11 protein-coding genes and 4 pseudogenes are annotated in these 13,551 nt (G+C 69.2%); 8 read left to right on the forward strand and 7 right to left on the reverse strand.

The window, feature by feature from the left end; genetic code table 11:
• Positions 1–33: 33 nt before the first annotated feature.
• Entirely contained in the window at positions 34–1,044 is a 1,011-nt protein-coding gene (locus tag TNCT6_RS28505; RefSeq protein ID WP_141363539.1) for a DUF6397 family protein, read from the forward strand.
• A 108-nt stretch (positions 1,045–1,152) separates the two neighbouring features.
• Here the strand turns inward: TNCT6_RS28505 and TNCT6_RS28510 are convergent, their stop codons facing one another.
• The 3 genes and pseudogenes from TNCT6_RS28510 to TNCT6_RS42130 all read right to left on the reverse strand — a co-directional run bounded on the left by TNCT6_RS28510 (position 1,153) and on the right by TNCT6_RS42130 (position 2,721).
• Entirely contained in the window at positions 1,153–1,410 is a 258-nt protein-coding gene (locus TNCT6_RS28510; RefSeq protein ID WP_281155027.1) for an acyl-CoA thioesterase II, read from the reverse strand.
• Between the two features lie 134 nt (positions 1,411–1,544).
• Positions 1,545–2,179: pseudogene (locus tag TNCT6_RS42125) on the reverse strand (hydantoinase B/oxoprolinase family protein).
• Between the two features lie 49 nt (positions 2,180–2,228).
• Positions 2,229–2,721: pseudogene (locus TNCT6_RS42130) on the reverse strand (hydantoinase B/oxoprolinase family protein).
• Positions 2,722–3,001: 280 nt separating this feature from the next.
• Here TNCT6_RS42130 and TNCT6_RS28520 point away from each other — a divergent pair.
• The 4 genes from TNCT6_RS28520 (at position 3,002) to TNCT6_RS41110 (ending at position 4,823) form a co-directional block, all read left to right on the forward strand.
• Positions 3,002–3,613 (forward strand): DUF5994 family protein, encoded by a 612-nt coding sequence (locus TNCT6_RS28520; RefSeq protein WP_141363541.1) that lies wholly within the window; start codon positions 3,002–3,004, stop codon positions 3,611–3,613.
• Between the two features lie 7 nt (positions 3,614–3,620).
• Positions 3,621–3,830 (forward strand): hypothetical protein, encoded by a 210-nt coding sequence (locus TNCT6_RS28525; protein ID WP_141363543.1) that lies wholly within the window; start codon positions 3,621–3,623, stop codon positions 3,828–3,830.
• Positions 3,831–3,973: 143 nt separating this feature from the next.
• Positions 3,974–4,246 (forward strand): hypothetical protein, encoded by a 273-nt coding sequence (locus tag TNCT6_RS28530; protein WP_141363547.1) that lies wholly within the window; start codon positions 3,974–3,976, stop codon positions 4,244–4,246.
• Positions 4,247–4,415: 169 nt separating this feature from the next.
• A complete protein-coding gene (locus TNCT6_RS41110; protein ID WP_373996209.1) occupies positions 4,416–4,823 on the forward strand; it encodes a DUF5994 family protein in 408 nt (135 codons plus the stop codon).
• Positions 4,824–4,874: 51 nt separating this feature from the next.
• Here TNCT6_RS41110 and TNCT6_RS28540 read toward each other — a convergent pair whose 3' ends face one another.
• From TNCT6_RS28540 to TNCT6_RS28550, 3 genes and pseudogenes are all read right to left on the reverse strand, one after another.
• Positions 4,875–6,143, reverse strand: a complete 1,269-nt coding sequence (locus TNCT6_RS28540; protein WP_141363549.1) for an ATP-binding protein — start codon at positions 6,141–6,143, stop codon at positions 4,875–4,877.
• Positions 6,144–6,222: 79 nt separating this feature from the next.
• A pseudogene (locus tag TNCT6_RS28545) lies at positions 6,223–6,375 on the reverse strand (serine/threonine-protein phosphatase); the annotation flags it as partial.
• 179 nt (positions 6,376–6,554) lie between these two features.
• Complete coding sequence (locus TNCT6_RS28550) at positions 6,555–8,792, reverse strand: APC family permease (RefSeq protein WP_172633064.1); 2,238 nt, start codon at positions 8,790–8,792, stop codon at positions 6,555–6,557.
• A gap of 683 nt (positions 8,793–9,475) precedes the next feature.
• Here TNCT6_RS28550 and TNCT6_RS28555 point away from each other — a divergent pair.
• From TNCT6_RS28555 to TNCT6_RS28565, 3 genes and pseudogenes are all read left to right on the forward strand, one after another.
• Positions 9,476–9,703: a hypothetical protein gene (locus TNCT6_RS28555; RefSeq protein WP_141363551.1), complete on the forward strand. Its 228-nt coding sequence runs from the start codon at positions 9,476–9,478 to the stop codon at positions 9,701–9,703.
• 41 nt (positions 9,704–9,744) lie between these two features.
• Positions 9,745–10,935, forward strand: coding sequence for a flotillin family protein (locus tag TNCT6_RS28560; RefSeq protein WP_141363553.1), 1,191 nt, complete (start codon positions 9,745–9,747; stop codon positions 10,933–10,935).
• 291 nt (positions 10,936–11,226) lie between these two features.
• A pseudogene (locus TNCT6_RS28565) lies at positions 11,227–12,262 on the forward strand (IS30 family transposase).
• A 543-nt stretch (positions 12,263–12,805) separates the two neighbouring features.
• On the opposite strand, the gene TNCT6_RS42135 reads toward TNCT6_RS28565, so the two are convergent.
• Positions 12,806–13,447 carry a GNAT family N-acetyltransferase gene (locus TNCT6_RS42135; protein ID WP_141363555.1) on the reverse strand — a complete coding sequence of 214 codons (642 nt, stop codon included), beginning with the start codon at positions 13,445–13,447 and terminating at the stop codon, positions 12,806–12,808.
• Positions 13,448–13,551: the final 104 nt, after the last annotated feature.

The following is a 13,551-nucleotide window of genomic DNA, read 5'->3' on the forward strand; positions in this document are numbered from 1 at the left end:
CGCGATCCCGACACTCCACGGGGGGAGACGAGTATGTCCGGCAACACCGCCACACACGAGGTCACGCCCACCGCCCGGACGGCCGCCACCAGGGGCCGAGCGCCCTTCTCACAGAGCCGGGCGGCTCGCGAACTGGGGCTCAAACGCAGCGAGTTCGACCTGGCCGTGCACCTCGGTCACATCCGCACCCGTCCCGCTGAGGCGGGAGGCGGCCGGCATGTCGACCGCGCCGAGGTCGAGCGGCTGCGCGGGCAGGAGGGCTTCCCGGAGATGCTGCGGCAGCGGGTGGCGACCGTGGGCACGAGGGAGGGCTCGGCGATCATGGAGGTGGCCGCCGCCCGGTTCACCCGTCTGGCCAGACTGGGCCTCCTGGTTCCGGTCACATTCCACCTCAACCGCTACCGGGCCGTGGTCTGGCGGTATCTGGCCGATGAACTGGTGGAGTTCGCCGCCGACGCGAAGAACGCCCCGCTGCTGAACCGGCCCCTGCCGGAGACACTGCGGTCCCAACTGGACACCGGCCTGGACCTGCGCCCCCGCAACTGGCGCGGACGGCACCTCGGCTTCCTGCTGCGTCAGGCCGCGGACCCATGGGAGGGAGCGGGCGTCGTGGCCTCGCTGCTCGACCCGGTCCAGATCTCCGAGATCGTCACGGATCCTTACGAGCGCTCCCATCTGAGCCGCTTCCGGCCGCCGCCACCCGTTCATGGCGCACCCGGCTCGCCGGCCGCCCACCTCACCGAGCGGATCACGACGGCGCAGGAACCCGACGAGATCGACCTGCTCCGTAGGGACCTGGCACGGGCGGTGCGGGAGGCGCGAGCCCACCGGCCCGCGCCCCGCCCGGCCTCGCGGCACCCTGACCCGCACCCGGGCCAGGACCCACACCGGCAGCCGGGCGCACACCCGCACTCGGTACGGCACCGGCGTCCGCCCGCGCCCAGGCACTGCGACCGACCCCGGCCGTCCGAGAACCCCCGGCCGTCCGAGAACCCGCGGCGGTCACACGGTCTGCTGAGCAGGCTCTTGCGCAGAGCCACCTGAGCCACGCACGCCGGCCCCGGACTGGTCGGACCGCCCGACGGACAACCGCGGACACCCCGGCGGACTACCGCGGAGAACCCGACGGACCACGGCGGAGAGAGCGTCCGCCTACACCGCGCGGAACAGTCCTTCCTGGACGACCGACACGAGCAGGCGCCCCTGAAGGTCGTAGATGCGCCCGCGGGCCAGGCCGCGGCCGCCCGTCGCGATCGGCGACTCCTGGTCGTACAGGAACCACTCGTCCGCACGGAAGGGCCGGTGGAACCACATGGCGTGGGCGGAGATAGAAGCCGCGAGTGCTTGGTGACCTGCATGTTTCTGGTGTAGAGAGTGCTTGGACGCATGCTCGGCACGCCATGCGCACAATCGTGCGATGGGTGGTAGTCAGTCCATCCAACAAGTTGCTGTAGGCACGCTGAGGGAATGCCGCAGGTTTCCTGCGTGGAGGGGCTCCAGCAGGTTCTTGGTCTGCTCGCCGATGCCGCCGCCACCCTGCCAGGTCACCTCGAACAGGTCCGCCGGGTGATCGGGAAGGAGCCCGGCTTCGGCCCGAGGTCCCGGGGTTGCCCTTCGTCGGCCCGGAAGCGCCGGCTGATCATGGCGCCGGGCAGGCCACCGCCGAGTCCGACGGAGTTCGGCGCCTCGACGCCATGCGTCATCACGAGTGCCTCGGCCTTTGGTGCGGCGACGGTGACGCCGACCTCCGCCCCGAGACCCCCGCGGCGGCGACCGGCACCACCAGTACCGGGGGCGAGGCGCCGGTAGCGGTAGAAGGCGGGGTCTTCTGCTCGTTGACCTCCACGTCGGCGATCGAGGGACACGGGACGTTGATCGGTCCGGCGGTGTTCTGCCCGTCGTGGTCGGCGAAGACACCGAAGCCGCCGGCCAGCGGGTCCGTCAGGTGGAGGCCGAACACCTTTCCGGGCCGGTCGCGGCCGGAGAGGTTGAACGTCGCCATCGTGCCGCTGCTGACGGCCTGGGCGCGGTGTGCGTACTTCGGCGAGGCGAACAGAAGCCGGTTCAGCGCCGCGGAGACGACGATGCTGACCGTCCAGACGGCCTCGACGGTGGCGGACCCGACCGGTGCCGGTGGTACCGCGGTGCAGACCAGTCCGTCCGGCACCGAGATCTCCACCGGGCGCAACAGGCCCTCGTTCCACGGGATCCGAAGCCCAGGGTGGGAATCACCGCACCGCGACGCCGTCGGCGAGGCCGGCGCGTGAGGAGTTCACGAAGCCGTTGGCCTGGGGCGAGGAACCGGAGAAGTCGAAGTGCAGACTGTCACCGCGTTTGGTCAGCACACAGTCGATGGTGAAGAGGAGGTTCTGCTTGCCGTCGTGCTCGAGGAAGTCGCGGGTGTGGACGACTCCGTCCGGCAGTTCGCGCAGGCGCGCGTACCAGTGCCTCGGCGTCGTCGACCATCGTGTGCATCACCGAGAGCACGGTGGACTTGCCGTACCGGTGGGAGAGTTCGGTGAGCCGCTCGGCCGCGACGTTCAGGGTGGCGATGAAGGCCCGGATGTCGAGGCCCACCTCGTCCGGAAGGCGCGACGCCGTGAGGATCATCTCAAGTACGTCCTCACGCAGTTCACCGCCGTCGACCAGTTTGACGGCCGGGATGCGCAGACCCTCCTGCCGCACCTCGGTGGCCTCGGGCGACCACGAGGCGAAGTCCATGCCGCGTCCGCTGCGTACTGGCCCGCTTGGTCGACGCTGCCCGACGCCCGCGACTCGACAGGCATCGGCGGCCTGCCGGCGAGGTCCGCCACCGTTCACTGGGGCGGGCGCGACCGTCGAAGGCGAGAAAATACCTGGTCATGCGCACATTCTTGAACCAGGGAGCGGAGTAGAGTGAAAAAGCCGGGAGTTCTTCGCACACGGATTCCCCTGCGGGTGTCGTTCCCGGTGATCAATAACGCCGGGCTGTCGCAGACGAGCCCGGGGGCAGGTTCGCGCCATGACCGTGACCATCGACCGTACGACATCGAGTGAGCGCGCACCCTCGCCGCCGGCCCGCCTGTCCCTGACACCGGCAAGCCGGGTTCCGGGCCAGCTGGACGGCGCGTGGTGGCCCCGCTCCCGTGACCTCACCCGTGAGCTGCCGCCCCTGGCAGCCGCACTGGACAGCTTGTGGGGCCGGATCACGCGGATCGCGGTGAACCCGGCCCACTGGCCCGTCATCCCGCGCAAGGTGCCCGTCGCAGGGCACACCGTGCGCGTGGGATGGTTCACCGACGAGCAGGATCCGCACAAACTGATCCTCCTTTCCTACACCGTCGGCCGCTGGGACCTGTTGGTGATTCCGCCGGAAACCGGTGCGGCTTTCGCCGCCCGGCTGCTGGCTGCCGCGGCTACCGTGGGCGGCCTTCGTACCGCCGGCGAGCTGATGGCGGACGAGGTCGCGACTGGCGACGGTATCGACGCCCGAGGCCGGGAAGCAGCAGACAGTGTCGATGCCCGAAGCCGGGAAGAAACGTGGGAGAACGATGGCGGGGCAGCGCCACCGTCGCCCCTGGCCCGGCACGTGGGCCGGGCGGGGCGTCCGTCCTCCTCCGGCCGGGAGAGGTGAGAGTGCCATGACCGTCATCGCCGTGGCTGTGTTGCTCCTCGCGATCGCCGCCGGAGTCGCTCTGATCCACCGGCTCAACGCTCAGCACAACGAACGGATCACTGCTTTCCGCTACAGCGATGCCCTGCCGGGGATCGGCCGCCGGACCCGGAGGCACCGCCGGCCGGCGGCAGACGGGACCGCCGACACGCCTCGACACGACGGAGAATGCGGATGACATCGGCCTTGGCCCGACTGGGGGCGGTGGGTGTGACGCCGACGCGTCACACCCACCGACACGCCGCCTCGCGCTCGGGCTGCTTCGCTGCCGCCGAGGCCACACCGCGCACACCGGCAGGTAGGGGAAGAGGACGGAACGTCATGGCGACACTGCGCGAGCGGAAGACGTACCGCGAGAAGATCATGCGGGCTCTGTACCAGGCCACGGAAGGCGATCGCCTCCTGGGTGTCGACGGGGCGAAGCTCCGCAACGACCTCGGTATCCCTGAGCAGGATCTTGCTGCCGCCTGTACGTATTTGGCGGGCGAAGGCTGGGTCGTCGTCGACTGGGCGAGGGGCAATACGCCTGCGATGGTCACGCTGACGCACCAGGGAATCCGACAGATGGAGACAGAAGAGGAAGAGCGCGGCTGAGCCGCCGCTTCGGTTTCCCGCACCGAGGTGAATCTTCGGGAAAATTACTTATGCCAGAGTAAGTCCCTTCGGTGTAACGTGAAATTGGGCTGGCGCACGCTCACGTGCAATGGCCCGGAAGGGCGGCTCCGGCGGGTCTACGCCGGAGCCGTTTTCTTCGTAATGGCGCATGGTGACCGCGATCGCGGGACATCGGTTCCGAGCTTCCCTTCCTTCGCTGATCACCGTGTTGGCCGAGCATCTCGGATTTGTCACCCGTTTTGGTCTGGACGCCGGTGTCTGGGAGGGACTGCCGACCCGGCTGCTGGTCGACGACCGAGTCGTGCATATCGACTCCTTACCGGTCGGTGACGACACCGACCTCATCACCCGAGGCGATCGGGACCGTTTCTCCCTGCTGGTGGTCTCACCGGACACGCCGCCCGACGCGGCACGCGCCGGATGGCCAGGGCCCTCCGGGCCGACAGCGTCGCCGGGCCCGAACAGATCCTCATCGACACCGGCAGCGACACGCCGCATCCGCCGACCTGGCACCTCGTTGCCACATACACGCACGAGGGCGTCACCCACGTTCTGAGGCCGGTTGTTCGAGGTCCGGGCGTTGGAGCGCCCCCGTCGTGCCAGGTCGCTAGATGCGGGCGAACCTCTCCGTCTGGTGGGCGAACTCCTGTGCCATGGCGGCGCTGACCGTGGGCTTGGTGTCGCGGATCGTGTCCAGGTAGTCGGCAGTGGTGGGAGCGGTCCGGGTTCCGGTGTCGAAGGTGCGCTCGAACTGGGCCTGGGAGACGGTGCGCGCCGCGTGGGCGATGTCGGCGGGGGTGAATCCCTCGCTGGCGGACGCTAGTGCCGCGCTGTCGGCGTCCGCGCCCGCTCGGGCCAGGTAGCTTTCCCACAAGGCCGTCCTGGCGGTGTGGTCGGGAGGGCCGATCGGCAGCACGTAGTCGAAGCGGCCGTGCCGCAGGAACGCGGAGTCGAGCGTGGTCACGTTGTTCGTGGCGCAGACGAGCAGCCGCCCGTCCTGACTTCGGAACCGGACGATCGCCTTGAGCAGTTCGTTCACGACGCCGACCGCGGTCGCGTCCGCGCCGCCGCGTTCGCCGGCGACTTCCTCGACCTCGTCGATGAAGACCAGGACGTGCTCAAGCCGGGCGATCTCGTCGAAGCGCCGGTTCAGCCCGGTCGCCAGGCCGTACTCGGCGGCCAGACGTGCGGGGAACAGTTCGAGGAAGGGCCATGCCAGGCGGCTGGCGATCGCGTGCGCGAACGTGCTTTTGCCGGTCCCGGGCGGACCGAACAGCATCACTGCTCGCGGCGGCTCCACTCCGTGCTGGGCGGCCAGTCCGGGATGGGCCAGTGGCAGGACCAGGCGCCGCTCGATGAGCTGTTTCTCCCGCTGCATGCCCGCGACCTTCTGCCAAAGTCCCCCGGGCGGCAGCTCCGCTCCGAGCGAGGACAGCGTGCCGGCCGACCGCGGGGTCACCGGCCCGCGCTTTTCGAAGAAGACCAGCCCGGAGCGGGCAGCGAAGTCGCAGTTGCGCAGAGCGGCGGCACCCGTCTCACCCTCCGGCAGGACGGCGTGCACCGCTCGGACACCGTCGGCGAAGAGCCGTTGCTCGAGGGCCGTGATGAGGGCACTGCCCAGCCCGCGCTGCCGCCAGCCGGGCGCCATGCAGATGCGCAGAATCCAAGCCCGGTCGCCCTCCACCCTGCTCACCGCGGCGCCGATCAGCACGTCGTCCGCCGTGGCCACCACGGCCGGGTGGAGGGCCTGGAGGGCCGTCACGGCGTCCGAGAGCGGGAAGAGAGGTGGCTCTTCGGTCGTGCCGCTCTGCGCATCGACGCGGACCACCGCCTCGAGGTCGTCCTGGGAGTAGTCCCTGACACGCCAACCCGTCATGATCAGCTCCGCGTGTTCGGTCGTACTCCCATCATCGGCCGCTGCCCGACGTACGCGCACGGCCGGCTCGAATCCCCGGTCAACCGGTGCCGCGCCACTCGACCGGCAGGAGCGTCGCAAGGGAGTGGACCACCGCCCGGACCTCCTGCGCCGTACGTTCGACTTCGTGCTCCTCGATCAGTCCGTCGGTGAAGCACATGATCCGGTCTCCGCGGTCGAGGGCCACTTCGGAGGTCACGAGGCCGAATCAGTGAAGCGGTCCGAAGTTGTGACGGTTCCCAATCCCAGGCCGTGATCCTCTTCCAACTTGGTTGCCGAGTCAGCCAGTTGGCTTGGGGGGACTGGTAACAGCCGGCACCTCTTGACGGGCTGCTGAGACACGTAAGGGATTTTCGGGTCCGTGCAGGAGCGCTATACGTGGAAGGGCACGGTGGTGATGACGATTTTGGGGAGGGATCGCAGGGCGCGGCGCAGGCGTGGGGCGGTGCGGCTGTGGAGGAGTTGATGGCGCCGGTGCCGGGTGATGATCTCGGGGAGGATCACCGTGAGGGTGAGGTCGGGGTGCTGCCGGTGCAGGGCCTCGATGTAGTGGACGAGAGGTGCCACGGTCGCCCGGTAGGGGGAGACCACGATCTCCAGCGGGAGGTGGTCGCCCCACAACGTCCAGTAGGCGCGTACCCGTTCGGCTTCCTGAGGGGTGAGGCTGATGTGGAGGGCGAGCACGGGCTGGCGGAGAGAGGCCGCGTAGGCGAGGGCCCGCATGCCCGCGAGGTCGAGCGTCGCGAGGGCGACGACGGTGAGGTGGCGGATCTCCCCGGGCAGTTCCTCGTTCTCCGCGTTCGTCTCCGGCCGCGCCGCGTGCCGTCGCGGGGCGGGGGCCGCGTACGGCACGGCGGGCTCCGTACCCGGCCCCACGGCGGTGTGCGCGGGCAGTTCGACGGTGTGCGGGCGCAGGCGCAGGCGTGCCCGGACGGTGGCGTAGTGGTGCCGGATCCGCAGCGTCACGAGCAGGAACAGTCCGACGGCGACGATCGCCACCCACGCACCCGAAGTGAACTTGCTGATGCCCGCGGTGACGAAGACGACGGCCGACAGGAGGCCGCCCAGGGCGTTCAGGAGCAGGCTCTTGCGCCAGTGCCGGTCGCGCAGCCGCCACCAGTGCACGACCATGCCTGCCTGGGAAAGCGTGAAGGCGAGGAAGACACCGACCGCGTACAACGGGATCAGGGCCGCCGTCTGCCCGTCGAACGCCACGTAGACCAGGGTGGCGGCCACCGAGAGCAGGATGATTCCGTTGCTGTAGGCCAGCCGGTCGCCCAGCCGCATGAAGACCCGGGGCGCATAGTCGTCGCGCGCCAGGAGGGACAGGACGCGGGGGAAGTCGTTGTACGCCGTGTTCGCGGCGAGGAGGAGGACGGCCGCGGTGGCGGCCTGGACGAAGACGTACATCCACCCGAAGCCGAAGCCGAGGTGGGCCAGTTGGGAGAGCACCGTCTCCCGGGTACTGGGCACCACGCCGACGAGATGGGTCAGGACGACGATGCCGGCGAACATGGCGATGAGCAGTCCCACCATCCAGGTGAGCGTCGTACGGGCCTGGCGCCACTCCACGGGCTTGAACGCCGGTACCGCGTTGGAGATGGCCTCGATACCGGTCATCGCCGTGGCGCCGGACGAGAACGCCCGCATGATCAGGAAGAGTCCCGCGCTCTCGGTGACCGTGACCGCCGGGGTGGGGCGCGGCCGGAAGTCCTGCCCTGCCGCGTGGACGAGTCCCGAGACGATGAGGGCGAACATGGCGATGATGAAGGCGTAGGTGGGGGCGGCGAAGAGGGCGCCCGCCTGCCGGATGCCGCGCAGGTTTCCGGCGAGGAGAACCATGATCACCCCGACGCCGATGGGCACGGTGTCGGGGGCCAGTGACGGGATCGCCGAGGTGATGGCCGCCACGCCCGAGGCGATCGACACCGCGACGGTGAGGACGTAGTCGGTCATCAGTCCCGCCGCAGCCACCAGACCGGCCACCTGTCCGAGGTTGTCGCCGGCCACGATGTACGAGCCGCCGCCGTGCGGGTAGGCGCGGATGGTCTGACGGTACGACAGCCCGACCGCCAGCATGAGGAACACGATCGCGCCGGAGACCGGGAACGAGTACGCCAGTCCGGCCGTTCCCGCGAGCACGAGGACCGCGAGCATGGCCTCGGGACCGTAGGCGACCGAGGAGAGCGCGTCGGCCGACAGCACGGGCAGAGCCACGAGCTTGCGCATCCGCTCGGACACCAGGGCGGAACTCCTCAGCGGCACCCCCAGGACGAGTCGCCGCGCCCACTCCTCGGCACGGCCCAGCCGACCACTGGGCGGTTCCTCCGTGTCGACCTGCTCGCTCGGCGAAGACGCCCCCAGGGGCGAGAGGGGAACCAGGCGCCCGAACCGGGCCGGCCGGAGCTGTGCCGCCGGGGGGAACGCGCCCAGGTCGGGGTCGACGGGCAGGGCGCGACGCCAAGTCTCGGGAGACGCCGACACCCGGCCCCAGGCACGGCCCACCCGGCGCAGGACGCGCAGCTGTTCCTCGTCCAGTTCGGCCAGTTGCGCGGCAGGTCCGGGCGGCCCCGTTGACTTCCCGCCTCGACTACCGTGTGTATCCGTCACGCCGCGCAGTGTGGTCGATCAGCGCTCCCCGAGCGGCGATGACATGCCGGTCCGACGTGTGCGACTGTCTCCCTCGAGGTGAATCCGCGGCACGTGCCACGGCGCGGGAGTGCTACTCCGGCGTCCGCAGCCCTGCCTTCCACGACCTGCGTTCAAAGGGGCGGGCTGTGTGGCGTGTCGTCTTCTGGGCTGGTGGTGCCGGACAGAGTCATGGCCGTCCCTTTCGGAGCGACCCGCCAGTTTTCCCCGGCGAAAGGGGCCGGCCGTCCCAAGGGTGGCCCCGGTCGCCGGTAGTACGCTGGAAACATCGAGGGCATTCCGCACGTCAGTGCCATGTTGGCGTCGTCGTCGGGGAACAAGAGGCCGGGTGCTCGCACGTAGCACCCGGATGAAGGTTTGCGCCATGAACGACCTTTTCCATACGCCCGCATCCCGTGGAAACAACCGGGCGCTGCGCATGCGAGACGGCCGTACCACCGCCTGATCTGGGCCTTGGTACCACGCTGCACAGACAAGCGACGACCGGACGGCGTGTAGTGGCGTCATGCGGGAGATCCGGTCCGTGAACCACGGTCGCTGGCCGCCGTACAGGACGCGTACGACATCTTGGGAGTACGAGGGCGGTGCGGGCCCTGACCTGCAACGCGAAGCCGTAGGGGCGGCCGGGGCGCAGGAGGGACCGGATGACCGACCGAGAAGACGACGAAGACCAGAGCCCTGTGGGGGCGATCGGCCGGGTGACCGTGCCCATCCCTCCGGACGGCCCGGGGGAAGTGCTCGTGGCGGTACGCGGCGGGACCGAGGCATTCGCCGCGTGGTCGCGGCATCCCATACCCAAGCACGAGCGCGTCATTGTCGTGGACCGCACCTCGGCCCGCTCCGTGGTCGTGGAGCACTTTCCCGACCCGTGAATCACGTTTCCCGTGAATCACGACCCCGACAGGAGAATTCCATGCTGTTCTGGCACGTTCCCGCCCCCGACCAGGCAATGCTCATTTCCGGGTCGAAACGCCGGGCGGAGGACACACAATTCCGGATCGTCACCGGACACGGAAGCTTCGTCTTCCCCGTCAAGCAGAAGGCCCGCTTGCTGTCCCTCGCGCTGCGCGAGGCCGAGATCACCGAGGACTGCGTGACCCAGCAGGGCATTCGCCTCAGGGCCCGAGCCGTCGCGGTGTTCAAAGTGGGTGACGACCCCGCGTCCATAGCCAACGCGGCCCGCCGTTTCCTGGCGGAACAGAACGCCATGGAGGAACTCGTGGGCCGGATCTTCGCCGGACACCTGCGCTCCATCATCGGCGGGCTGACGGTCGAACAGATCATCCGCGAACGTGATCGCGTCGCGCAGGAGGTCAAGGAAGCGAGCCACACCGAGATGGAGAAGCTGGGCATCGTCGTCGACGCCTTGCAGATACAGGAGATCGAGGACGTCTCCGGGTACATCGACAACCTGGCCGCCCCGCACGCCGCCGCGGTCGCCAGTCAGGCACGCATCGCGCAGGCCAAGGCCGACCAGGAAGCCGCCGAACGCGAACAGCAGGCCGCAGCGCTGAAAGCCGAGTACGAACGGGACACCGCCATCAAGCGTGCGGGCTTCCTCGCCGAGACCGAGCAGTCCAATGCCCGCGCCGCGCAAGCCGGCCCGCTCGCCCAGGCCAGGGCCACCCAGGAGGTCACAGAGGAGCAGACTGCCCTGGCCCGGCGCCAGGCAGAACTAGCTGCGCAGCGGCTGGAAGCGGAGGTGCGGCGCCCCGCCGACGCGGAGGCCTACCGCCAGCGCACCCTCGCCGAAGCCCACCGCGATCAGGCCAAGTTCGAAGCGGACGGCGCCGCCTACACCGAGCGGACCATCGCGCAGGCACAGGCCGACGCCAACAACGCCCGCGCCGCCTCCCTCAGGGACGGCAACCAGGAACTGATCGCGGCCAACCGTGTCGTGGAAAACCTGCCCGCCCTCGCAGACGCTGCGGCACGCGGTCTCGCGGGCGCCACCCTCACCGTCCTGAACGGCGCGACGGGGGTCAGCGAGGTGGCATCGGGGATCGTCGGCCAGGGAATGGCGATCCTTGACGCGCTCAAGAGGTCGACGACGATGCCACCCGGCGTGAACGGAGACCGGCCTCGGCCCACCGAAAAGGCATGAACGGCACAACCCCACGACAGCGTGCGTGAAGGTCGCCCACACCGACCGAACCAGACCACCGCCGCGTCGACCGACCGCCGGCAGGCGGGCCGCTTCTGGCACCGGCGCATGAGGGCGGGGCCTCTTGGTAGTTCGGTTCCGGAGCGGCTCAGCCTCTGGTCGGGGCCGGCCCGAGGTCGGATGGTGCTGCCTCGGCTCAGCAGCGGTCAGCGCCGTTATGTCGTCGTAGGTGTGGACATGCCTGCCGGGCCTGGCGGGGACCAGGGAGGCGATCATGGCGGCTGCTAGGTGGTGCCGCCGTCGTTCGCTGAACCAGCACAGTCGGAAGGGCCGGCCGGACCGTCCCGGTATCTACGCGAGGCCGACCGCATCCACATAGCCGACCGGCTGCGTGAAAAGGCCACCGTCCAGGCGATCGCTGCCGAGCTGTGACGCAGCCCCTCCACCATCAGCACGGAGATTCGCCGCAACCGCACCGCCCTGACCGACGGCAGGTGGTACTACCGGCCATACGCAGCCCAACGCCGCGCCAACCGGCGCAAGCCCCGGCCTAAGGTCGGCAAGATCGGTCAGAGCCTCGAGCTGCGGGACTTCATCCAGAAGCACCTCGCCCGACGCTGGAGCCCCGAACAGATCGGCCACGCTCTGCGCAGACGCTTCCCTGACCGGCCGGAGATGCATGTGGTCCACGAGACGATCTACCAGGCCCTCTACGTCCAAGGCCGCGGAGAGCTGCGGCGTGAGCTGACCCGCGCCTGCGGACCGGATGCGCCATCCGGCGCCCCCGCCGGCACTCCGCCCGCCGCCAGCGGTTTCCCCACCCCATGGTCATGATCAGTGACCATCCCGCCGAAGCCACCGACCGGGCCGTCCTTGGCCACTGGGAAGGCGACCTCATCGTCGGCAGCAACTCACGATCCGCCATTGCCACCCTCGTCGAACGCAGCACCCGCTACCTCATGCTGGTCCACCTGCCCCACGGCCACGGAGCAGCGGCCGTCCGCAAGGCACTGGGCGACACCGTCCAGGCCCTGCCACCCCACCTGAGACGCTCACTGACTTGGGACCAGGGCGCTGAAATGGCCGCCCACCATGCCTTCAGCATCGCCACCGACGTCCCGGTCTACTTCTGCGACCCAGGCAGCCCCCGACAACGCGGCTCCAACGAAAACACCAACGGCCTTCTGCGGCAGTACTTCCCCAAGGGCACCGACCTGTCCCGGCACAGCAGGGCCTTGATGCGGTCGCCGAACTCAACAGCCGCCCACGCAAAACGCTCGGCTGGGAAACCCCAGCCGAGCGCCTGCATAAACTGCTCACGGCCTGATCAACACGACCTTGTGTTGCAACGACCCATGGAATCCACCTACCTGACCGGGCCTTCATTTTCTCCTGGCTGTTCGTCAGGCATGTCCAGGATGGCCTCTCGGGTGTACCGAGGGCTCCCTGGGGGCGGGGCCACCCTGGGGGCCATGAGTTCGGTGAGGAGCCTGCTCAGGTCATCCGTGGATAGAGCCAGGCCCAGGGTCTGCGCGATGCGCAGAGCACAGTCCCGGATGGACTGAGCATCCTTCTCGGGCGCCGCCGTGCTCCTGATCTCGTCACACACTCGGCTGAACTGCTCAGCGCTGATCGTTGGCCGACTTGCCGGTTGCGCCATGGTGCGCTCCTCCTGGAAGAGCGGGCCGTTCCACCCGCTCTTCCAGAAAGCGCTGAGCACACGCCAACGGCAACCGGAGAGAGCCGGCGCGCAGGCGCTCGACCAGAGCCGCTCAGGCTTCGTTGGCACGCGCTCAAGGTGCGTCGGCACAGGACAACTGCGCGGCGATCAGGTCCTCCGGGAAAGCAAGGCATCGTACCTGCTATTGCATCATGTGTTCGATTTCTGGCGCATGTGCGCTGGTGAGAGGAGGCGATATACCGTCTGCGGCTCGCCGTACTCGACCACCTCAGCGCCTGCAACCATGCCAATCGCCTCCAGTAGGCGCCGTGAGCCCGTGTTCGCGCTCTGCGTCACCGCCACCACTGGATTCCCGCCCGGTGGATCGCGAGCCCATTCCACCGCGGCAGCGACAGCTTCTCGGCCCAGGCCCCGCTCCCACCACTCCGATAGGAACGTGTACGAGACCTCCGTGCCACCTCGGGGCGAGTCCGGCCGATGGTGACCATCCCGACGAGCTGTGCTTTCGGGCGGTCCTTCACGGCGAACGCCCCCGGCGTCCCGGGGAGCCGCCGATGCCGGACTGCGATCTTGTCCTCGGTCACCGGGCCTCCAAGGAAGCGGCGTACGCGCTCGTCCCGCCACAGGCGCTCGATGGACGGCAGGTCTTCCGCTGTGACCGGACCGAGCGTCAGGCGGGGTGTCTCCAGGAGCGCTGGCCACCAAGCAGGGCCCCGAGCAGACGAGTTGGACGCCATCCGCACCAGCGTGACCGCTTGCCGGCCTTGTGGAGGGTCTGCCACGCCGCGAGGGGGCGTCGCAGTTCGCCGGGGGCAGACAGGAAAGATCCACGAAAGACTGGCCACCGTGTCCAGGATCATGTCAACGTAGACGACCTTCCCGAAAACCCCCAGGTCAGAGAGGCGTCATCTCGTGACCGTGGCTCCCGTGAGCCC

Origin of the sequence: Streptomyces sp. 6-11-2, assembly GCF_006540305.1 — a bacterium.
In the GTDB taxonomy this organism is placed as follows: Bacteria; Actinomycetota; Actinomycetes; order Streptomycetales; family Streptomycetaceae; genus Streptomyces.